This window comes from Brevibacillus laterosporus DSM 25 (genome assembly GCF_002706795.1).
Lineage (GTDB): Bacteria > Bacillota > Bacilli > Brevibacillales > Brevibacillaceae > Brevibacillus_B > Brevibacillus_B laterosporus.
The window spans coordinates 657,476-679,155 of record NZ_CP017705.1; the positions used below are offsets into that span (position 1 = coordinate 657,476).

24 protein-coding genes and 1 riboswitch are annotated in these 21,680 nt (G+C 40.1%); of the genes, 7 read left to right on the top strand and 17 right to left on the bottom strand.

Annotated elements, in window-relative coordinates; genetic code table 11:
- Window positions 1-66 precede the first annotated feature (66 nt).
- Together BrL25_RS03160 and BrL25_RS03165 are read left to right on the top strand one after the other, a co-directional pair.
- A complete protein-coding gene (locus BrL25_RS03160) occupies window positions 67-1,257 on the top strand; it encodes a hypothetical protein (protein ID WP_018673360.1) in 1,191 nt (396 codons plus the stop codon).
- Between the two features lie 51 nt (window positions 1,258-1,308).
- Entirely contained in the window at window positions 1,309-2,052 is a 744-nt protein-coding gene (locus tag BrL25_RS03165) for a YhcN/YlaJ family sporulation lipoprotein (protein ID WP_018673361.1), read from the top strand.
- Window positions 2,053-2,164: 112 nt separating this feature from the next.
- On the opposite strand, the gene speD is transcribed toward BrL25_RS03165, so the two are convergent.
- The 4 genes from speD to BrL25_RS03185 all read right to left on the bottom strand — a co-directional run bounded on the left by speD (window position 2,165) and on the right by BrL25_RS03185 (window position 5,157).
- Window positions 2,165-2,569 (bottom strand): adenosylmethionine decarboxylase, encoded by a 405-nt coding sequence (gene speD, locus BrL25_RS03170; protein WP_003336632.1) that lies wholly within the window; start codon window positions 2,567-2,569, stop codon window positions 2,165-2,167.
- A gap of 324 nt (window positions 2,570-2,893) precedes the next feature.
- Window positions 2,894-3,490: a hypothetical protein gene (locus BrL25_RS03175; protein WP_018673362.1), complete on the bottom strand. Its 597-nt coding sequence runs from the start codon at window positions 3,488-3,490 to the stop codon at window positions 2,894-2,896.
- A 340-nt stretch (window positions 3,491-3,830) separates the two neighbouring features.
- Window positions 3,831-4,337 carry a DUF4446 family protein gene (locus BrL25_RS03180; RefSeq protein ID WP_018673363.1) on the bottom strand — a complete coding sequence of 169 codons (507 nt, stop codon included), beginning with the start codon at window positions 4,335-4,337 and terminating at the stop codon, window positions 3,831-3,833.
- Between the two features lie 217 nt (window positions 4,338-4,554).
- Window positions 4,555-5,157 carry a hypothetical protein gene (locus BrL25_RS03185; RefSeq protein WP_018673364.1) on the bottom strand — a complete coding sequence of 201 codons (603 nt, stop codon included), beginning with the start codon at window positions 5,155-5,157 and terminating at the stop codon, window positions 4,555-4,557.
- Window positions 5,158-5,562: 405 nt separating this feature from the next.
- Here BrL25_RS03185 and BrL25_RS03190 point away from each other — a divergent pair, with 405 nt between their 5' ends.
- Window positions 5,563-6,195 carry a YktB family protein gene (locus BrL25_RS03190; RefSeq protein ID WP_018673365.1) on the top strand — a complete coding sequence of 211 codons (633 nt, stop codon included), beginning with the start codon at window positions 5,563-5,565 and terminating at the stop codon, window positions 6,193-6,195.
- A gap of 119 nt (window positions 6,196-6,314) precedes the next feature.
- Here the strand turns inward: BrL25_RS03190 and BrL25_RS03195 are convergent, their stop codons facing one another.
- Window positions 6,315-7,283 carry an NAD(P)H-dependent flavin oxidoreductase gene (locus BrL25_RS03195; protein ID WP_018673366.1) on the bottom strand — a complete coding sequence of 323 codons (969 nt, stop codon included), beginning with the start codon at window positions 7,281-7,283 and terminating at the stop codon, window positions 6,315-6,317.
- 167 nt (window positions 7,284-7,450) lie between these two features.
- Here BrL25_RS03195 and BrL25_RS03200 point away from each other — a divergent pair, with 167 nt between their 5' ends.
- Window positions 7,451-8,923, top strand: coding sequence for an aminotransferase class I/II-fold pyridoxal phosphate-dependent enzyme (locus BrL25_RS03200; RefSeq protein WP_018673367.1), 1,473 nt, complete (start codon window positions 7,451-7,453; stop codon window positions 8,921-8,923).
- 160 nt (window positions 8,924-9,083) lie between these two features.
- A complete protein-coding gene (locus BrL25_RS03205) occupies window positions 9,084-9,599 on the top strand; it encodes a hypothetical protein (protein WP_018673368.1) in 516 nt (171 codons plus the stop codon).
- Window positions 9,600-9,674: 75 nt separating this feature from the next.
- Here BrL25_RS03205 and BrL25_RS03210 read toward each other — a convergent pair whose 3' ends face one another.
- The 4 genes from BrL25_RS03210 to BrL25_RS03225 form a co-directional block, all read right to left on the bottom strand.
- The gene (locus tag BrL25_RS03210) at window positions 9,675-11,588 is read right to left on the bottom strand and encodes a TolB-like translocation protein (RefSeq protein WP_018673369.1); all 1,914 of its coding nucleotides are present in this window, start codon (window positions 11,586-11,588) and stop codon (window positions 9,675-9,677) included.
- A 179-nt stretch (window positions 11,589-11,767) separates the two neighbouring features.
- Complete coding sequence (locus BrL25_RS03215) at window positions 11,768-11,890, bottom strand: GapA-binding peptide SR1P (RefSeq protein ID WP_081476759.1); 123 nt, start codon at window positions 11,888-11,890, stop codon at window positions 11,768-11,770.
- 283 nt (window positions 11,891-12,173) lie between these two features.
- Window positions 12,174-12,470 (bottom strand): DUF3055 domain-containing protein, encoded by a 297-nt coding sequence (locus tag BrL25_RS03220; RefSeq protein WP_018673370.1) that lies wholly within the window; start codon window positions 12,468-12,470, stop codon window positions 12,174-12,176.
- 226 nt (window positions 12,471-12,696) lie between these two features.
- Entirely contained in the window at window positions 12,697-13,221 is a 525-nt protein-coding gene (locus BrL25_RS03225; protein WP_018673371.1) for a MarR family winged helix-turn-helix transcriptional regulator, read from the bottom strand.
- 181 nt (window positions 13,222-13,402) lie between these two features.
- Here BrL25_RS03225 and BrL25_RS03230 point away from each other — a divergent pair, with 181 nt between their 5' ends.
- Both BrL25_RS03230 and BrL25_RS03235 read left to right on the top strand, forming a co-directional pair.
- A complete protein-coding gene (locus BrL25_RS03230; RefSeq protein ID WP_018673372.1) occupies window positions 13,403-13,831 on the top strand; it encodes a DUF1885 family protein in 429 nt (142 codons plus the stop codon).
- 137 nt (window positions 13,832-13,968) lie between these two features.
- Entirely contained in the window at window positions 13,969-14,607 is a 639-nt protein-coding gene (locus BrL25_RS03235) for a glycoside hydrolase family 73 protein (RefSeq protein WP_018673373.1), read from the top strand.
- A 60-nt stretch (window positions 14,608-14,667) separates the two neighbouring features.
- Here BrL25_RS03235 and BrL25_RS03240 read toward each other — a convergent pair whose 3' ends face one another.
- The 8 genes from BrL25_RS03240 to BrL25_RS03275 all read right to left on the bottom strand — a co-directional run bounded on the left by BrL25_RS03240 (window position 14,668) and on the right by BrL25_RS03275 (window position 21,508).
- Window positions 14,668-15,033, bottom strand: a complete 366-nt coding sequence (locus BrL25_RS03240) for a DUF4912 domain-containing protein (protein ID WP_018673374.1) — start codon at window positions 15,031-15,033, stop codon at window positions 14,668-14,670.
- Between the two features lie 96 nt (window positions 15,034-15,129).
- The gene (locus tag BrL25_RS03245; protein ID WP_018673375.1) at window positions 15,130-15,723 is read right to left on the bottom strand and encodes a hypothetical protein; all 594 of its coding nucleotides are present in this window, start codon (window positions 15,721-15,723) and stop codon (window positions 15,130-15,132) included.
- Window positions 15,724-16,055: 332 nt separating this feature from the next.
- The gene (locus BrL25_RS03250; RefSeq protein WP_018673376.1) at window positions 16,056-17,198 is read right to left on the bottom strand and encodes an N-acetyldiaminopimelate deacetylase; all 1,143 of its coding nucleotides are present in this window, start codon (window positions 17,196-17,198) and stop codon (window positions 16,056-16,058) included.
- Window positions 17,199-18,419: an aspartate aminotransferase family protein gene (locus BrL25_RS03255; protein WP_018673377.1), complete on the bottom strand. Its 1,221-nt coding sequence runs from the start codon at window positions 18,417-18,419 to the stop codon at window positions 17,199-17,201. It lies immediately after the preceding gene.
- A 73-nt stretch (window positions 18,420-18,492) separates the two neighbouring features.
- Window positions 18,493-19,203: a 2,3,4,5-tetrahydropyridine-2,6-dicarboxylate N-acetyltransferase gene (dapD, locus tag BrL25_RS03260; RefSeq protein ID WP_018673378.1), complete on the bottom strand. Its 711-nt coding sequence runs from the start codon at window positions 19,201-19,203 to the stop codon at window positions 18,493-18,495.
- A gap of 134 nt (window positions 19,204-19,337) precedes the next feature.
- A riboswitch (Lysine riboswitch) is annotated at window positions 19,338-19,522 on the bottom strand.
- A 74-nt stretch (window positions 19,523-19,596) separates the two neighbouring features.
- Complete coding sequence (locus BrL25_RS03265) at window positions 19,597-19,863, bottom strand: hypothetical protein (RefSeq protein ID WP_018673379.1); 267 nt, start codon at window positions 19,861-19,863, stop codon at window positions 19,597-19,599.
- Between the two features lie 146 nt (window positions 19,864-20,009).
- On the bottom strand, window positions 20,010-20,192 hold the full coding sequence (locus BrL25_RS03270) for a hypothetical protein (RefSeq protein WP_018673380.1): 183 nt from the start codon (window positions 20,190-20,192) through the stop codon (window positions 20,010-20,012).
- Window positions 20,193-20,332: 140 nt separating this feature from the next.
- Complete coding sequence (locus BrL25_RS03275) at window positions 20,333-21,508, bottom strand: WG repeat-containing protein (RefSeq protein ID WP_018673381.1); 1,176 nt, start codon at window positions 21,506-21,508, stop codon at window positions 20,333-20,335.
- Window positions 21,509-21,680: the final 172 nt, after the last annotated feature.

The following is a 21,680-nucleotide window of genomic DNA, read 5'->3' on the forward strand; positions in this document are numbered from 1 at the left end:
TTTGATCGTGAATGAAGTGGATTTTCCGTTACATTTGTTTAAAGATTCAGTAAAGGAGGGCTTTTCTTGAACAACTCCACATTCCCGCATGATGAAACTGCTACAGATGTATTGAGTAATTTCCAAACTAAACTACTAGCTGCTTTAGCCGCTCATTCCAGAGACTTAGCTGCTTTCCACTTTTATTTGGAAGAAGAACACTTACTTTCCCCTTTCGTTCACAAACAGTTGCAATATCAGGGAGAGCTTCGCTTGATTTGGCAAGATGGAAGCACTTCCATACATGCTATCACTCCAACTTTATTACAGCAGCCAGAGTTGCCGATAACAAAATGGGCTCCTTACCGTGTTTTTCGGTCTGACAATCGATACCTGATTGCTCGCGATATGATTTATGAATCCCCTATTATATATGACCACTCTTTGGCAGAACATGTAATAAACAATTCATTACCCGATCCACCAAACGGCTTTACAGCAACTATCTCTATGTATAAACGTACCTATGCTGATGCAAGGCATGTCCAAATTTCCGAGCAAGAAACCCGTTTATACTTCCAGCCTTCATTGGGCAACCCTTTTTCCTACGAATTCCGAAGACTACCTACCAAGGCCGCTTGGGAATATATGCAAACGGAAGCACACTGGTTTCATACCTTTAGCCTTTCGCATATGTCATTTTATACTCCAACAAAGCGTACCATTTGTTTACTAAGTCCAAGTGCCTTACAACGTTTGTTACTTCCTTGTTTTTTATCACAAGATTTTAAAATAGAGTATAAGAAGAAGTCAGCTCCTTCGCCCAGACTAAAGGCTTGGTATGATCCGAGGCGTCAGTCTGGCGTAGGTACCCATCGTTTTGATCGCAGAGGTAGTCCCCTCTTTCGCTTTTCCCTAGATGAACCAAACTCCCTTCATCTGCTCCCTGACTTGCCAGAGCATGAGATAGCGCTTGGTTTAGTAGCACAAGCAAAGAAACGGGTATACTTTCGTTCTTGGTTACAGAATCAGCCAGAAGTGTTGTTTATCCCTAAAGTAGACATTCCTAATGATTATCATCCATTACAGACCGAGCAACTTTTTTGTCCACAAGCCACTCTTTTTCGTTATGGTAAACCGGTCCTGCAAACTACTCTGCTCTTTCCCGTTTCGTGTTCTACACTATTTTCATCCAAAAATCTAATTTCCGTTTATAAAGCCCTTTGGGATGCTCCTGGACTGGCCTTTCCTGCTCTTTCCTTGGTGTTCACTTCCTAAGTAATTCGGTCGCCTTCTGTTAACACTACCTAATGGAGGTGGCCAACAAACATGAAAAAAATCCTGTATACAGCTTCATGTCTTTTACTGTTAACAGCGGTTACTGCTTGCGGAACTGCTCCAAAGCAAGGTACTCAAACCCAATCTTACAGAACGAGTGGCTATGGAACAATAGGTACCGGTAACCACAATGGTTATGGAACATTTGGTACTGGTAACTACCACGGCTATGGAACATTTGGTACTGGTAACTACAATGGTTATGGAACATTTGGTACTGGTAATTACAATGGCTATGGAGGAACTTACCCTTATACGGGCTTTTACCAATCCTCAGACACTCGTATGCGTGGTTACGCAAACAATGGCCAACGTTACCATGGTATGTCTGCAAACCATGCTCATAATCGTGAGCTTGCCGATCGTATTACAGCATCTGCTAAGAAGGTTAAGGGCGTCCAATCAGCGACTACCGTCGTCCATGGAAATGAAGCTGTTGTTGGTATTGAGTTGAAAGATCATAAAAATTCATCTCATCGCCGTACGATTGAACGAGAGGTAAACGATGTAGTTGCTAAAGCAGCACCTCATCATCGCGTTTATGTCACATCTGACTCCAAGATGTTATCGCGTGTAAAAAGCATCGATGGCAACTATCGCTCGAACTTTTCTAACACTAGCACTAACATGACGACCGGTCCAAATACCGTAACGGGCAATTTATCTAACGTCGGTTCAGATTTTGGTGCGTTAGTTACTGATCTTGGACGTACAATAACTGCTCCATTCCGTTAAATAACAAAAACAGGGCAACGTTAACCGTCTGCCCTGTTTTTGTATAATAAAAAATGAGGCGCCTGCTACTAGCTGGACGCCTCTGCTTGTTTGTTCGATAATAATGGTTGTCTTATGCGTTAGTCGTTGCAGAAAGCTTCATTTCTGGTTCCACAACTTCTAATTCACCTAAACCACGAATTAGTTTTTTAGCAAAGACTTTCTCCGGTTTTAATACAGAAACCATGTAATCAATGGCAACCTGCGGATCCACTGTCTCCCCGCATGTGTAGCAATCCAAAGCGGCAAATCCGCGCTCTGGGTAGGTGTGGATGGAAAGATGACTTTCCGACAAAAGAACCAATACAGTTGCTCCCTGAGGTGCAAATTGTTTAGACTGTACACTTAGAACAGTCGCACCGCATGCTTCTGCTGCTTCTACCATTTGTTTCTTCAAGAAATCTGCATCATTTAGTAAATCAAATTGTACTCCCCATGTGTCAATGGCAACGTGTCTTCCGAAAGTAGAATATTCCATTCTTCCGGTTCCCCCTTCCTAGCATGTGTGATAATGAAACATCGCTAGGACCTGCGTCATTCACTAACGGGGGCGGGTCTTTGGTCCACCCTTTGAAGTGAATCCTGGTTCCTATCTAGTTTTTCCAACGAGATTTAAATTATCATGGTTCTGGGAAAAATACAATACTTTTTTAAAAATAAATTCTGCAAATATTAAATTTTTTCACAAATAAATCCAAAAAAATTTCAAAAATTCTTGATCTACCAAGGCTTTCTGGGTAACGTTAGTTAATCATTTTTATACAAAAAGTGGGCACCAGCAGTGCCCATTTTTTGATTACTTTTATGCTTCTAGTACAAACAAACGATGTGAAACGGCAGATAACTTTTGATCAATTATTGATACCGTGTCTGGTTTGTGTATCCCTACCCAATTGCGTAGGTCAAGAAGACGATCCGTCTCTTCGCGCAACTGTGTAATTTCTTGTTCACTAGACGTTTGTGCATATAAATGTTGCAATTCCTTGGCGTAGCTTGCGCCGTCCTGCTCAAAAATGACGGATTCCTCGGTGTCATTTACTTCTTCAATCTTTGTCACTGAACCTTCATCATAATGATAAATAATCGTGAAGTTTTCGTAAATTCGGTGCACAACAGCATGACCCTTAAAAGCTTTCATTGCTTTTCGCATCACGTTGGCAAGACTGATATCTTTGATTGTATAGGAACTGTCGCAAATAAAATGTTTTTCAAATTTTTGGAAGGCAAGATGTATTTCGGAACTACCATCTACAATGACGATGTCACGATCCCCATTTTCAAATATCTGTTCCATTAAGAGAACTCTTTCCTTTGCAAAGAGTTGAACAAATTGCTTTAATTCCTGCTCTGTCATGGTAAAAAAGGCGTTTGCGTAATTTGTAGCTAAACGCTGTGCCATACAAATCTCCCCAATTCATTGTTTTTCCTAAATACCAATCGGCTACGTATGTGTATCTGGTTGGTTGACTGGTAACACGGAAAAGGGAGCTAAGTATCCACAAAAGATCGCTGTAGAACCTGACCTTGCCGCCCCGTGAGTCTAAACTCAAAATGGGTAATGAAGGCGGATCACCTACTTTTATCTTTATACACTTCTCTACTCTTTATTATACACAAAAAAAAATAAAAATCCTGCCTAATAAACACAGGATTCCAAAGAAAATAGCGATTTAGAGAGTTTATAGACAATTACATGAAAAAACCTCCTATATTATCACTATCTCGCAGATTTATACAATTTATAGGACGGATACAGAAGAAGTCATCGCTTTTTTAATCACCATCAGCTCTTCTTCTGATAAATGGTAAACAGATGTCCCTTTTTCAATCGGCTTAGCATACGTCCGTGATTCTTCTCGACCATAAATGCTTGTAATGACTACTCCGTTTTTTTGTTCATCTAAAAATGCCAAAGAAAAACTTAAATCACTTCCCATTTCTCCAAAGGCATTGTACCGATGCACTGCAACACTTCCTGCTTGTGTCGCCATTTTTTGGGATAAGCGATTCACTACAAATTGCTGATCGCTAAGCTTTCCTTCCCATGCATCCATATCAACAAGCAAGCGATTAACTGTTTCTTCTAGGTTGTCTCCCTCGCCTCGAACAAAGAAACGATCCATTCTTTTTCGTAACCGATTCATTTTAGTATGTAAGACGATAATATACACGAGGCTCAGCAGTATAAATCCGCATAATCCTAGAAGAACATACGGTGACTGAATCGCCAGTAAAACTTGCTGCATAGAAATACTTCCTTTCTCGACCAACTCATATTTATCCATTTTACCGCCAAGCTATTAAGAGATCAATTACTTGAAACGGTTTCCAGTAAAAAAGTTACACATTTTATTGTGAGTAACAAGAAAAACGGCCTCTCTTCCTATCGAAGAAGCCGTTTTTCATATAAACTCTGTGTCTTGAAGGTTCATTCTCACCCTGCCCATTCCATCATGATTTCAGCTATACTTCCAGTAATAACATTTCCTTACGCAGCAATCTTAATTGTGCCTTTGAGCGTTGCACTTGCTCGTTATTTTTGCTTTGTATTGCATCGAATAGCGTCGCTAATTCATAATCAAGTTCTAGTCGTAATACAGGAATTCTTTCTTCGGCATCCCTTCTTTTCAGGGCAGCAATCACTTGGTCCATGGTCACATTACATGCTTTTTCATAGATCACTTTTTTCTCAGCTCCTTTAATCTTAACAATTCGTACGGCTTCCCCGTATCTGATGTTTTTTACTAGGATTTGATGTTCGTTAATGATTTTGACCACTGCATGCCCTTTTGTCTGTTCAATAAATTGATACAATATCATCGCTAGCCTAATGTCCCGAACAGCGTAGTGATATTCCTCAAGCTTGTATCGTTCTCCGCTTTTAGCTAAAACTAACTGATGCCCACCGCTATCTGCTGTAATATCCATTCGAATTGAATGAGTTGCTTCTTTAACTCTGACAGTTAATCCATTCTGATGAAGCGTATCCAATAAAGAAAGGAAAGTAGTTCGGTCAAACCAAACAATGATATTGCTGTACTCTAACTCGTTATAGGTTTTTTTCATACACTTCATCCCCCAAAAATATACTGAATAGTCAGATTATAAATAAGCCCTTGGGAATGGGTTGTATATCCTATTACTGTTCAGCTATTTTTGTGACACTCCCATTCAAGTTTTTTTGGCGTTTTTTTAAAGAAAAACCAGTGAGAGATGGCGTTTCTTACGTCTATTGGATACGAATAGGGATGCTGTTCTGTTACTTACTTACCCCGATTTTAGGTCATGAAACCAAACTAGTTACATTCTGGGAAAATCCCCGATAGTCTGCTTATTAGTGTGGTATGATATCATATGGAGAGAGATTCGCTTTCTTCACGGCTCTAGAGCCCTTTTTGCTTTGTGAGAAAGGAAAGAGGCATTTACAAATCAATAGAACAAATCGTGTACTCATTTGAAAGGAGTTTACATATGAACACTTTTTCTGGCTTTCACTCCGAGGATTTTGCGGTTTTTTCCATTGAAGGATTAGACGAGAGAATGGAAGGAATCAAAGATCAAATTCGTCCCAAATTAACCTTTCTGGGAGAACATTTTGCTCCTCAGCTTGGACTAGCACTAGGAGATGAAATGTTTTATCATGTAGCAAAACATGCACGTCGTACAGTTAATCCACCTAAAGATACATGGGTAGCTTGGGCAAATGATAAACGTGGTTACAAAAAACATCCTCATTTCCAAATTGGACTGTGGGGCACTCATCTGTTTGTTTGGTATGCCCTTATTTATGAATCTCCGTTTAAACAAGAAATTGGGCATAACATGGAAAAGCATTTGAAAAAAATCATGTCACTTGTGCCAGGACACTTTCATTGGTCACCAGATCATATGCAACCACATAGTACTTCACAAAATGAGCTGGGTGAAGAAGGGCTATTGCATCTTATCCAGCGTCTGCAAACGGTAAAAAAAGCAGAAATTCTTTGCGGAATCACAATTGATAAGGATGATCCAATCCTACGAAACGGTGATTCACTTATTGCTCACTTAGAGGAAACATTCCAAGTCCTTACTCGTTTGTACATGCTAAATCGCCATGAATAGAAGTATTTACTAGTAAATAAAGATGCTTTCTACTATCTATATGCAAAAGAACAGGTCCTTTTTCATGTAATTGTAAAGAACCTGTTCTTCTTTTTAATAAAAAATTAATAACAGTGTCGTTACTTGCCTTGGAACATTTTTTGCATATTTGTTTGAAATGCATTGACATCCCCCATCATTCGATCGAACAACTCCTGAACAGTAGGAACATCATGGATTAGGCCAACCACTTGTCCTGCCCAACCAAATCCATGCTCTGCATCCCCCTCATAGATAAACCGACGATTGTTCCAACCACTAATATATTCTCGCAAGCCTTCATATCCTACACCTTGTTTCTCTAGTTCGGAAATATACTCAGAGCCTTTTGTACGTACTACACGCGCAGGAGTGCCTAGTGAGCGTTTAATCACAGTGGTATCATGCTCAGTAGCCTGAATAAGCGCCTCCTTGTAGGCAGCATGTGCATGAATACACTCTTTCGTAGCTATAAACCTCGTCCCCATTTCCACACCTTCTGCCCCTAATGCAAGCGCTGCCAAAAGTCCTCGACCATCACCAATTCCTCCACTTGCAAGTACAGGGATATTAACCGAATCAACAACACGAGGAACGAGTACTAAGGTTCCAATATCATCTCGCCCTAAATGACCACCACCCTCCTGACCAACTGCCATCACTGCATCAGCCCCAGCAGCTTCCGCTTTTTGTGCTTGTCTAACTGTTGATACAAGCACCAAACGTTTCATGCCATGTCCATCCGTTCGGCGAATTAGAGGTTCTGGATTCCCTCCTGTAATACTGATAACACCAATACCTTCTTCTATAGCCACATCTAACATTTCTTCATATGGTCGCTCATGTTGTCCAATAGCAAAATTAACACCAACAGGCTTTGTGGTCAATGTGCGCACCTTTTGAATCTCAGTCCGCAAAGCATCTGGCGAAGAGAGTGACATAGCTGTTATCTGTCCTAGTCCACCTGCCTCGGATACTGCGGCTGCTAATTCGGCATACGCCAGATGTGCTAATCCTCCTTGTACGATGGGGTACATTATAGTAAGTAACGAGGTAATTCTGGTCTCCATTGCTAATTCCCTCCTTTCCTTTATTCTTAAACTTTCTGCTTAAAAAGGGATAAATCCTGCCACCATAGGGTTTATGCAAAAAAAATACTTGCTTTCCCCCCCTAATTTGCTATACTCAATTTTGTTGTTTTTCAAACAATTATAAAATAAAGTGAGGCGATACGATAATGAAACAGGATAAGACCCCCTTGTTTAGCGGATTGGTGGCACATGCAGAGAGGAATCCCATTCAATTTCATATTCCAGGCCACAAAAAAGGAACGGGAATGAATCCTACGTTCCGAGAATTCATTGGAGAGAACGCGTTATCGATTGATTTAATCAATATCGCCCCACTAGATGACTTACACCATCCAAAAGCAATGATTAAAGAGGCACAGGATTTGGCAGCAGAAGCCTTTGGTGCCGATCATACCTTTTTCTCTGTTCAAGGGACAAGCGGAGCTATCATGGCAATGATCATGGCGACTTGCAACCCTGGAGACAAGATTATTTTGCCTCGAAATGTGCATAAGTCTGTGACAGCTGCCATTATTTTTGCCGGTGCCATTCCAGTATTTATACATCCAATCATGGATGAACAGCTAGGGATTGCTCATGGCATTACGCCAAAAGCAGTTCGAAAAGCATTAACTGCACATCCTGATGCAGCTGCCTTATTGGTAATAAATCCTACTTACTTTGGAATTGCAGGGGATTTACAACAAATCGTAGAAATAGCCCATGAGTATAATATCCCTGTTCTAGTAGATGAGGCTCACGGTGTTCATATACATTTTCATGAAGATATGCCATTATCCGCTATGCAGGCAGGCGCAGACATGGCTGCTACCAGCGTTCACAAGCTAGGAGGCTCTCTTACCCAAAGCTCTATTTTAAACGTAAGAGAAGGGCTTGTAGACGTCGACAGAGTGAAAACCATTCTGAGCATGCTAACAACAACCTCCACTTCTTACATTTTGCTGGCTTCTTTAGACATGGCTAGACAACACTTAGCCATACACGGAAAACAAATGATAGAAAATTCTATTCGTATGGCTAGCGCCGCTAGAGAAGCCATTAACAAAATTCCTCGACTACGTTGTGTAGGGAAAGAAATATTAGGAATGCCGGCTGAGTACGCAATGGACCCAACTAAATTGCTCATTCATGTACGTAATCTCGGTATTACTGGCTGGGAAGTCGAGAATTGGTTACGCGAAAAATATAATATTGAAGTTGAGATGAGCGATCTCTACAACATTCTTTGCTTTGTGACAGCTGGAGATACAGAAGAAACCATTGGTACACTAGTAGCTGCCTTACAGCATTTAGCTGTTGAATTTGCTCATGCCCAACCAAGTGATTTGGTTGAAATTTCACTTCCTGAAATTCCAGTGATCTCTCTTTCTCCACGTGATGCTTTTTATTCTGAAACAGAAATTGTCCCTCTGGAGCATGCAGAAGGTCGAATTATTACGGAATTTATCATGGTGTATCCTCCTGGGATTCCAATTTTATTCCCAGGCGAGGTTATCACATCTGATAACATTCATTACATCAAAGAAAACCTCCGTGTAGGTCTGCCTGTACAGGGTCCTGAAGATGAAACCATTCAAACCATCAAGGTTGTCAAACGCCAAGCGGCAATACATGAATAACACATAAAAAGGTCCTCTCCTTGCCATTATGGACAAGGAGGGGATTTTTTTGGCCCTTGTCTAATAAACTTCGAAACTTTTCTAGACTCTATGACGTATAGTAAATAGATAGAACTTACATAAGATATGCCCTACGTCGCCTGAGAAAAGGAGAAATGACATGAACACTACTACCACATCCACCACCACGAATCCCTATTCCTACCTTCTATGGATTGGGTATCTTATCCTTGCTATTGGCGGCTCTGCTTTATATGGAGCTAGTCTCAGCTTACATTTTGATCATTGGTCATTTGATCTCGGTGCGTACTGGGTCATTATATCCGCTAGTTGTAGCTGGATTCTTTTATTCGGAACCACTTATCTAATCGGTTATAAGAAAATCAGTCTACGTTGGCTGATCCAAATTAGTTTGGAGACTGTCGTATACGGTGTTACTGTACTACTTGCTGCCTCTTTAGTTAACCTAATTGCAAGAGGATTACAATTCCCAAGCTTACTGATGGTGACTCCCAATATCTTACTTGTCCTCTTCTCCAACATCTTAATGGCCAATCATTATATTGGCGAAATGAAAACGCAGCATTTTTCTCCGCCACTATCCCTTCTATTGTGGCTAACTCTGTTAGATGGGTTCGGCATTTTCTTTCTATACTTTTTCGGTAAAATGTTTTAATTAATAGATAACGGTTCACTGATTAGATAAAAAGGCTGATAGGATATTACATCCTACCAGCCTTTTTGTTTAGTATTAATCCTCATCGTCCTCATCGTCGTCATCGTCGTCATCAGAACCAAGTACAGATGTATATAGACCTTCATCATCACGGTCATCCACCCATACTAAACGATTGCCACCAATTGCGATCTCAGAAGGATCAGCCTCACTAACAAATGGAGATCTGAAACGTTGTCTATCCATGTCATACATGACATATTTATCTACTGCGTCTCCACCTTTTTCTACTTCAGTCTCATAGAAAATAATATTATTTGATACGATTGGATTCTCTTGATCGCCTTCTTCTTCATACAGAAGATCAGTACGATTCATCTTGAAGGAATACACGAAAATGTCCTTGTCTTTTGTATCACTATTGTAAGCAGACCAAGCTGCATATCTGTCGCCAAGACCGATACCTTTTGCATTTTCCACTTCTTCCTTCATAATACGGCCGCCATCTTCATAATCGTAAATGACAATATCTTGGTACTTATCGTCGTCTCCATCAATCAAAGCTACAGCCTGATTATTGATAGCTACACTGCGAATGCCACCTTTGGAGTCATGCAGTTCAGAAGTTTTATTCTTTTTCAAGTTTGTTAGGTTAACAGTATTCGAACGTTTTCCACCACTTACCCAAACAAAATGGTCTTTATAAATTGCATACAAGCCCTCTACTACGTCTGTTTTCTTTGTAGTAATCTTCGTTGATTCACCTGTTTCAATATCGTAGGCCACTAATACCTTATCGTCATTATCGTAGTAAACCACATAAGAATCACTTACCACTGGATGCTCAGCTTCATGCTTTTCTGGGGAGATTGTAATCGTTTTGCGATTTTTTGCATCATACAGCATTACGCGAGACTCTTTTTTACCTTCCTTCACAAAAGCCACATAGTTTTTGCTAGCTGCTGGAGAGGATACATTTTTTAAATTTTCGCCCTTGCCCAGCGTTTTGCTCTTCTCTTTTTTCGTATCAAATAATTTCAATGTCAAATTATTGGTTTTACCAGAAGCATATAGCACATAACGCCCGCTCATCACAGGAGGCATTTTATGATTGAAATCATTATTGACTTTAATCAAATCATCTTTGTTTGTATCTAGGTAATACAATGAGCTGCCCGATCCATATAACAGATAACGTCCGTTAAAATCAAACAGCTCTTCAGTTCCTTTTTCATGAGTTAACACTTTGCTTTTACTGCTCTCTACTTGCGTTTTTTCAATATTTCCGGTTGATTTGTTTAAGAAAGCAATGTCATCATCAGAAATGACGGGATTTGTTGGTTTAGATTTTCCCCAGTACGTTAGGTTCTCTTTGGAAGAACCCAATTGATTTTGATACAGTTCGGATCTTCCATTACGTTCATCTTGCCAAACCACTTGGTCATCATAAACGGAAGGATGGCTTGCTTTTCCGCCTGTAGATATGCGATATTCTTTGTCACTTCCTACTTCAATCGCATAAATATTTGTTCCACCATCACGCTTGTCTTTCCAAACTACAACATTGTCCTTAAAAACTATTTCTTCTGGATCAGTTACTCTTGCATCTTGGTTTGTAAGAACACGTTCTTTATCTTTTTTTAGATCGTACGCATATAGTTCATATCCATTTTTTTCCTGTTGAGCCCACACTATTGTATTTCTATCAATACGCGGAGCTACCTTCTTAGAACTATTGCTAGAAATTTTCTTTTTGATACTTTCATCATCCACATCATAAACCACGATGGAATAATTCTTCCCAGATTCTTCTACCCATACAGCATAATCTCCATCAAAATCCATACCATAGGGAGCAGCTGCAGTATCGCCATTCACTAAAATCTTTTCCTCATCATAATTAGAAGCGAAAGCTGGATTCACACTGCTAACCAATGTCGTTGCCATGGCAAAAACAGCTATCCATCGCTGAAAGCTTTTCTTCCTCATTTTGTAACTCCTCTCGACAAAATATTTCCAATATCTTTATCCTTCTTATTATTTATCATTTAAATGTAGAAGTAAATAAAAATATTTGACAGGAAATGAAAAAGCAAAAAACACACTCAAAAAGAGTGTGCTACATAATCAATGAAATTAGATATATTCAAAAAATACATCTTCAAAACCTATTCGTGTTCATTATCATGCTGATGGCACGGGCAATCACATAAACCATAAAGCGTTTTCACCTGTGGTGATTCCAAATGTTCAATGATGTCTCCGCATTTCTGACAAACGATTGTCGTCATGATAAGCCCCCTATGGAATAAATGTACTTGCAAATGAACTGAATTATTATGTCACATTAGTTTTATAAATGTGTTACATTAATCTTAATACGTCATACTTTAACTGTCAATAGGCTAATGAATGTAACTGTTTGGCCCGTTTTTTATTGCTATAATCCCAAATCAATTATTAGCCGAATAATTAGTATGTCACATTAACTTTAAATCATTTAATAAAGCCAAAACAACAGCCCCCTTCATTGCGAAGGGGGCTGTCATATTCCAACTATCTACTGTATCTAGGCTAGTATTGATCCTGAAAAGGCATGGACGGTAAGTTATCACGAAAGAATTGAGAGAGCTCATTTGCTTGGGTCAGACAAGTCAATTTAAAGATTTGTTGCAGATGCTTTGGATTCATGGTGTCTTCTGAACTTAGTAGCGTTGATTGCCCTGTCTGCATACATACCACCAGTGGTTTCCCGAAAAAACGATGTGTATACACGATTCCAAAATCATAGCGAGTTGTGTCGGTTGCAAAGCCTAGAAAACGAACTTTAGCATCTTCGTTCACGTCATACAACAATTCCATTGCTTCCATCGCGATACCCTCCCATCTTGTATGATCTTTTATCTCCTCATCTATTCTATCTTTACCTAGTTATAAGCCCAACGATGGCTTTATTAGAATATGAGATGGAAGATAAAAAAGTTCCTTTCGATCAAGCCCATTCCTTACATTTGAAAAAGTTGCACATTCAAATGTAACCTTTTTTAAATAATTTGAAACTTTTACCTTTTATTTCCGTACTTATTACAGAGGATATTCAACCGGCAGAGCTTTGATTCTCAGGAAAACGCTCTTCGCCTTCCTGGATCCATCTCACCTTATCTGCTCCGTGCAATGTCTGAGCAAGGAATGATATACATTCAAAAAACAGTTCTACTACTACAACAGAGTAACGTTCTTTCAATTTTTCCAAAGCCTCTGTCAAACGGAAGAGACTAGGCGTATTTTTCCTACTTTTTTCAATAACCTGACGACCTGCGCCTGTAGGATACACATGAACAACCCTTCCATCAATATCGGATTTCTCAATGCTTACTAATTGTTTTTCCATCAGCTTTTTTATATGAATAACAATAGATGAGGGATGCCAAAACGTCCAATCAGCAATCTGTGTAACACGTACTCCTTCGTAGCAGCAAATGATCCACAAAATATTTAATTGTACAGATGAGTCCAAATTCGCTGCCTTTGCAGCTCTTTCCCAATCGTCTTTGTTCACAACATTGATTGCTCGTAATGTATTTAACGCTTCATGCACCTGTCGTACCGCTGTATCCTTCATTTTCCCATTCCCCCAACTGATTTTTGTCTCTCTACAAGTATAAATTTTCATCATTGTACTATTTTCAGAAAATATAATCAATTGCTTTCCGTTTTTTGTGTCCGCTTGCAGAAGCCTGAACTGTAATGCTACACTTAAAGTAGAAAAAATCCGTACTTTTGATATGGGAGTGAACTGATTCGTGAATATGCAATCCGCCTATGTATATCTAGTAGATGGTTCCATCGCCTCCACGGTTACTCTTGATGATGTCAAAACATTTTTACAAAAATACCAAGATAAAACCAGTAAAACAGGTCAACAATTGGATTGGAGTTATACAGATGCCTCCTTTCCCTATCATATCGAAGAACCAGCGGAAGGAAAAGACACATTTTTCATTTTAAAGGGTAAAGATCAGAATCTTTATAAATATGTGATCATTGGCGTAGGCACACATCTAAAAGACGATCAGGAGCGCGCTTTCATTCAGGTTAGTATTCCCGACACGGCAACTCAAAACGATAAAAGTAAAGGCAACGAATACTGTCGCTATTTGGCCCGTGAACTAAAAGGAGAACTTCATCTATTCAACGGAAGAATTCAATATTTTCAGCCACGTAAGCCTTAAATTTGTATTTTTTTAGCGTTTTGTACATATGTCCAAGCAAAATGGCACCCCCCCAATATGATACATAGTGGAGGTGCTTATATCATTATAAGTGCCTTCTTTGACTCCAACATTCAGTCTAAAGGAGGTGCTTTTTTATGGAACGCTCTGATTTCATTTCGCTTGTAAGTGCACCAGCTCAGCTTGCCTTTGAAAAGTATCATATTTACGCCTCCATAACCATTGCTCAAGCTATTTTAGAATCTGGATTTGGTAACTCCATCCCAAGAGATCCTGCTACAGGTCGGATATCCTACAACATTTTTGGAATAAAAGGGGTAGGACCAGCAGGCTCTGTACATGTAGAAACAAAAGAATATCTTCAAGGTACATGGGTGACGAAAACACAAGAATTCAAAGCCTATAACAGCTTTCTTGAATCCATTGAAGATCATTCACAAATCTTGTTAACCCCTCGTTATAAAACGGTTATTCAAGCAACTACCCCTTTTCAAGCAGCCCAACATCTAAAACTAGCCGGCTACGCTACCGATCCAGAATATGCGGAAAAGCTACAAAAATTAATCGAAGCCTACAACCTAACCCAGTATGATCAAAAAAAGGCCCCATCCGAGGAATTTGTAGCCACTTGGAAGCTAGAAGTAGGTAAGCGTGCCCTAGCAGAGGGAATCATCACGTCCCCTGAATGGTTAAATGACTTAGATAAACCTATGCCTGTCTGGGCTGTATTAGCAGTAGTGCTACGTGTGTATGACAAATGTCGTGAAGGTAAATAGATGCGTGATGAAAAAACAAAAGACAGGTTCCCTAATCGGGTCCTGTCTTTCCTATAGGTGTTACGAAAGTATTTCGGATCTGGTTAGCGAATAGAATCTTCCGTCTACCATACGTATGCCGAGATCGACACAATATTTGCACCCTTCCATTACTCCGTAGAGAATCCAATTGCTTGCTCGGTAGTTAATGTCATAATCTGTGTAGCTGTCTAGCCCGTCATTTTTAATTTCAATCCGGTACGTTACATCATACAGACGCAGAACTAACGGTAACTCATGGAATGGAATGGAAAATTCTTGCTCAATCTCTTGTTGGTATTCCTCCGTCACAAGCCAAGAGGCTAAAATGGATTGGGAGTCTTTCCATGCAATACGTATACTCGGGCCGTCTGTATCTGTTGATGACCGCGTGGCTTTTGTCTTCATTCGCTTTCATCTTTCCTTTCTTACATTACATAATAGAAATTACTTCTAACTATTATATCATCAGGTAGCTAATTTTGAAAACGGTGGAAGAGCATTTTATTTCCCTACTGTAAAGGAATTTTCTCCTACAACGATCATGTTTGCATCTTTTTCTTTTTTCATTGTCAATTGTACTTTATACGTACCGTTCTTTTTTAACTTTGTGGATACAAAGGGTTGGGAGAAAAAGAATCCACCATCGCGAACAGAGTAGGATTTCTCCTTGCTGCTATCCACCACATTGCCATCTGGACCGATAATATTTACTTTAACACTCATATCTTTAGCATCAACGACATTATCTACTTCTACATACACTCCGAAGTTACGTGGAATGTTCTTTTCCAGAAAACCTGTTACCGGATTAGTCAGCACGATATCATTGTTTTTATTTTGCTGAACTCCTTCTAACACCATAATATTCACGTTCGGCTTATCGATGAACAATTTGCCTGTCTCTCTATCATAAGTAGCAAAGCCACCAAGGCTATTAATTAATTCTTGTGTCGCATCAAGTGTTGAAGCCGTAATTTCTATTTTGGTATTGCGCTCACCATTGAAATATGTACGTATGCTTGTATCTCCCCATGCAGTCGTTGCTGTAGCTACAACGATGATAGTTGCAAAGCCTGCTATCCATTTCTTTTTCATCTAAATTCCTCCATCAATCATAATATATAGAAAGCCGAAGCTGTACTTGTATGCTTTCACATCAAAAGGATATTTGTTCCTTTTTGTTTTCTCTATATCTTAGACGCACCATACCTTAAATAGTTGTGGTTAAAAAAGAACTTTTTTACCTTCATCCACAGTATCCACAATATGTTCTCAACGTTTATTCACAAGTGGATAATAGTGATCTGATGCCCATTCTGATCGAAAGGCTTACTTTTCCCTTCTATAACTTAGATTAGATTGTGGATAACCAAGGCTTATTTTTGCATATAACAAAAGACGACCCACAGGCCGTCTTTCGTTACTTTTTAGTTGTTTTCATTTGACATAACGTTTGCATATTGGCGAAAGAAACGGGTAACGATTTCGATTGCATTCCCGATGGCCTGTTCGTTTGGCTCCAGCTTAGCATGATGTAATCCATAGAGAGTATCTACGCCAAGCCAAAATAAAAAGCCTGGGATATCAGCCAAAAAGTATCCGAAATCCTCTCCAGTCATCGCTTCCGAGCACTGAACCAGCGTAACATCATCCTGCTGTTCCAACCAGGTCATAAATCGTTTTGAAAGCCTTGGATCATTGTATACCTGACAGTACATGGCACCGTAATCAATTGTCGCTTCACAATCAAAGCCTATCTCTATCCCTTGAACAAGCGATTCGATCCGCTGTTTAATCTTATGCATAGAATCCTGAGACAGTGTGCGAATCGTTCCTTCTAATCGAGCTACCTCAGCAATAATATTCTGCTTTGTACCGCCCTCTATTTTACCTACCGTAATTACTCCGGCATCTAGTGGATTCACATTGCGTGCAACAATCGTTTGTAACTGGGTCACAAGATGGGCCGCTACAACTACCATATCATTGGCAAGATGCGGATAAGCTGCATGCCCCCCCTTCCCCTTCACCTCAATAAATAATTCTGAAGTGTTGGCAAAGAAAACCCCTTCTTTCATTGCAATGGTTCCAACAGGATATTCTGGTGCGATATGCAGAGCAAAGATAGCCTCGGGTTGATAGCGACGAAATTCAGGGCTTGCTAGCATCGGTTCCGCACCGCCCGGCCCCTCTTCTGCAGGTTGAAAAACAAACAATAGATCATCTACAGCAGGACTTTTGGCAAACTCACTCAGAATACCAAGCCCAATTGCCATGTGGATATCATGTCCGCATGCATGCATATATCCTGGATGTTCCGAGCGAAAATCATAGCTGGTATCCTCTTCAATCGGTAGTCCATCCATGTCAGCACGCCAAGCTAGCATCCGCTCTGGAGATGTCCCATTCACTTTAACCAGCACACCCGTTTTCCAAGTCGTCACTTCAATATGCTCCTGGGGTAATTGAGCAATAAACGAAAGCAAAAACTGCTGCGTTTTAACCTCAGAAAATCCAGGTTCTGGGATTTTGTGTAGCTCACGACGAATAGCTACAAAGGGAGATGACATTTACATAATCTCTCCCTTCACGTGGGCCGTTTGCTCCAAGACTTCACGGAAACAAACCATAAATTGATCAATTTCCTCGCTGGTTAGGGTGAGCGGAGGTAACAGGCGAATAATCGTTTTCTGCGTAACATCAATTAAAAAGCCCGCTTCTAGCATCCCTTTTTGAACTTGGCTGACCTCTTCTGGAGTAAGCTTCGTCTGGATACCAAGCATCATACCTTTACCTCTAATGTCAGATAGGAGCTGTGGATATTCATCAACTAAATGGGCTATGCGATCCCACAAATAATCAGCTTGCTTTTTACCTTCGTCAAGTAATCCATCTTTCAACAATGCTCCCATAACCGCATTGCCCAATGCTGCACTCAATGGAGATGGGGCAAACGTTGTTCCATGATCTCCCGGCTTGAAAAGATTCGCCAGTTTTTCTCCAGCGATCACCCCACCAAGCGGTAATCCACCGCCTACACCTTTGGCAAATAAGATGAGGTCAGGTTGTACTGACGTATGCTGGTAGGCAAATAGTTTCCCAGTTCGCCCCATGCCTGTTTGAATTTCATCCATGGCATATAGCACGTCACGTTCTTTACACAGAGCAAAAGCTGCTTCCAAAAAATGCTCAGAAAGCGGTATGACTCCACCTGATCCGAGAACAGGCTCCATTAACAAGCAAACAGGTGAATACGTAGTGATAATCTCTTGCAACCCTTCTATATCACCAGGAGCTACCTCATATACAGGAAAGGTTGGCAGAGGGTAATCCTGGTAAACATGGGCTTGTCTTGTTAGTTTGACAGCTCCAAGCGTTCTACCGTGGAAACTATTTTTTAGCACAACAACCCCAGCGTTCTCTCTTCCGGTCATTTTAGCCCATTTATGGACAAGCTTAATCGCCGCTTCTGTTGCTTCAGCCCCTGAGTTACTAAAAAATACTTTTCCTGGAATTGTATGCTTAACTAACTGCTCTGCCAATGTGATGGCTGGCTTGTTCAAAAAAATGTTGGAGATATGCAAGAATTTTTCTCCCTGTTCTACAAGAGCTTCTACAATTTTGGGATGAGAGTGGCCTAGAACAGAGACAGCCAGACCAGTAAACAAATCAAGATACGCTTTTCCCTCTGTATCAAGTAAATAATTGCCTTCTCCCTTTTCAATTGCAATCGGCAATCGTTTGTAGGTGGACATCAAATAGGTTTCATCTTTTTGTAGCCAATCCGTCATGGGAAGACGCCCCTTTATTCAGCTCAATCAATTACTAGCTGATATGATATATGCCTTACGGTTTCTTACATATTTATAGCTGACGAAGTTCTTGCATAATCTCCGTTTTGGACTTGGTTTTTGCATCAATCTCTTTAATGATTCTTGCCGGTGTACCCGCCACTACTACGTTCGCAGGAACATCCTGTGTAACGACAGCTCCCGCAGCAACCACTGAACCTTGGCCAATACGTACACCTTCTAAAATAACAGCATTTGCTCCAACCAATACATCATCTTCAATGATGACAGGAGTCGCAGAAGGTGGCTCGATGACGCCCGCTATGACAGCTCCCGCTCCTATGTGGCAGTTATTACCAACCGTTCCGCGTCCGCCAATAATAACACCCATATCGATCATAGTACCTTCTCCGATAGAAGCACCGATATTGATCACGGCGCCCATCATAATAACCGCATTATTTCCAATGTGTACCTGATCACGAATGACAGCGCCCGGCTCAATACGTGCCTGAATTTCTTTTGTATCTAGCATCGGGATTGCAGAATTACGACGATCGCTCTCTACTACATAGTCTTCAATACTGTCCTTATTTGCTTCAAGTACAGGCTGTACGTCCTTCCATTCGCCAAACAACACACCTACATTGCCTGTAATAAAGGTTTTTGTATTTTTACCAAAATCAATTCCTTCTAAATTACCCTTTACATGTACCTTCACAGGCGTCTTCTTCTCGCTCTTTTGAATAAAGCTGATAATTTCGTGGGCATCCATCATGTTCATCGATTGTTTCCTCCTACCAATTTGGTTTATGTAATAGCTTTTGCAAAATTACTGTTTGGAAAAAGAATAACCCCTTGATAAGCAAAAAAGCAATGAGCGGATTCGCCTACTCATTGCTGGTTTTACCATGGCAACTCATAAATAGCGCTCCACGAAAGGCACACCTTTCATGACAAGACGTACGTTATTCACGTACACCCCAGCCGTAGATTGCCGGTCAGCAACGACTTCGGCGCATTGACCTTTTATCCTGTTCTCATCGTCCCGGCGATGTAAAGCAAACAGGATGACTCATCCGCTGCGCACCTCTATTTTGGATTATTCTTATGTAATTTTCACTTCACTTTATCAGATAAACCCTTACCTGACAACCGCTTTGTACAAATGGATTTTTTAAGCAAATCGGTATAAAAGAAAAAGGGAAACGGGTACGATCACAAACGCTGTAGCAACAATCCCAACCCAACTGATCCATTGCTTAGAACGTTTACCAATTAATAAATGAACAAAACTAAAATAGATGGGAAAAACTCCAGTTCCAAAAGCAACTAATAAAAATAAGGAACTAAATTGTTCTCCTCGGTAAAACCTTAATCCATAGAGGAACCAAACAAACCAAACAGCTAGAAGCACAAGTCCAATCAGATATGGTTTACGCATGAACGCTCTCCTTTTTAAGAAACTACCTAATTCGAATCCTTTCCATTTATTTATAACATACAATTCAGCAAATTTAAAAATTACAGAAGTAAAAAAGCACCCCCTTTAAGGAGTGCTTTATCCATTTTTGTGTTTACATTTGCTGATTACGCTTTTTTCTTCTGTGAGTGAGGAGTCTCCTTCATAAAGCTAGTATCGTATTCAACCCATACATGCTCCTCATCGTGCTTTGTTGTATCCTTCATAAGACCTTTATACAAGTAGTAGAACAAGATGAAAGAGAAGACTATGAAACCTATGATCGGATACATAGCAATGCCGATTTCCATGGTTTTATTTCCCCTTTCCAAATCATTACCAATATTATACTTTATTTGACAGAACATTCAAATGACTTTAGACACATTTTAGACATATTTTTATTCACAATAAAAGCTCTCGCTACTAATTCGCGAGAGCTTCGACACAGCTATTCCAAATCCCCTGGAAACTCCTTCATAACTGAACTTTTCCAAACGATTTCACCTTGTTTATTTACATAACAAAAGCTATATCCTTGTTCGTCATGGGTCACCTCATAAGCTAAGCCATTGTGAAATACACCGCCTGATTCAAACTGAGGTTTAATGACCATTTTACCTTGCTTATTAATAAAACCATATTTGCCATTCACCTTGACGGAAGCGAGTCCTTCTGAAAAAGGTAATGTACGTTCATAGGTAGGTGGAAGTAAAAACTCCCCTTTTTTGTTAATATAGCTAGCTTTATAATCTCCGTCCACAGCTACCATCACGTCGGCTACTCCTTCTGAAAAGCTTCCAGGTTCAAACCCATCTGGTTTCACAACTTCCTGGCCTTGCTTATTGATGAGACTATATCCTTTTTCTTCACCTTCATATACTAAGGCTAGCCCCTCTTGAAATGGATTAGCAATTTGATAGGTAAAGGGAATAATGACTTTTCCTGTTTGGTCAAGATAACCTGCTTTTCCATCCTTATACGCTACAGTAGTGCCTTCTTGAAAGCCCCAGACAATCTCATATTCTGGTTGAATCACGATTTGCCCATGCTTATTAATAAAACCATATTTATGATTTTCACCAATGGCAGCTAGACCATTTTGAAAGCTACGAGCAAATTGGAACTTTGCTGGAATCACCATCTTATTATCTTTGCTGATAAAACCAAAATGAGCCCCTGTTTTAACAGCAGCTACTCCTTCTGAGAATGAATCTGCTTCGTCATATTGAGCTGGGATAACAAATGAGCCCTGTTGGTTGATAAATCCGTATTTCCCATCCTTCTTAGCAACGGCAAGCCCCTCATGAAATTCACCAACCACTTCAAATTGAGGAGCGATCACTACCTTTCCAGTTGCATCAATAAAACCATGTTTATCTTGATCCTGAATGGAATATAGGCGAACCTCTTGTCTATCATCAGCTGAAACAGTTTCTTTTACACCAGAGGGGCTTGTTATCGTTTGTGCTCCTGGTACTGTAGCCCCTGTTGTCTCTTTGGACACCTGAGCTACAAATGCTGGTTTCTCGGCTGCCAGTAAAAAATTTTGTGAACCCGCTACATGTATTAATGGCAGACAAAGTACTGCGACAATACCTGTTTTTGTCCATTTAGAGATGTTCATACTATCCACCTGCTTCCGCAAATTTCCTATCATTATTGAAGAAGAGACACGTCGTTTTTACTAAGTTACTCGCTATGTATTCTTTACATAAAAAATAAGTGCTATTTATTAAAGTTGTCTCATTCCTTGGCCTCGTCTTTTAGGCTTTCCTGTTTACTTATTTATTAGACGT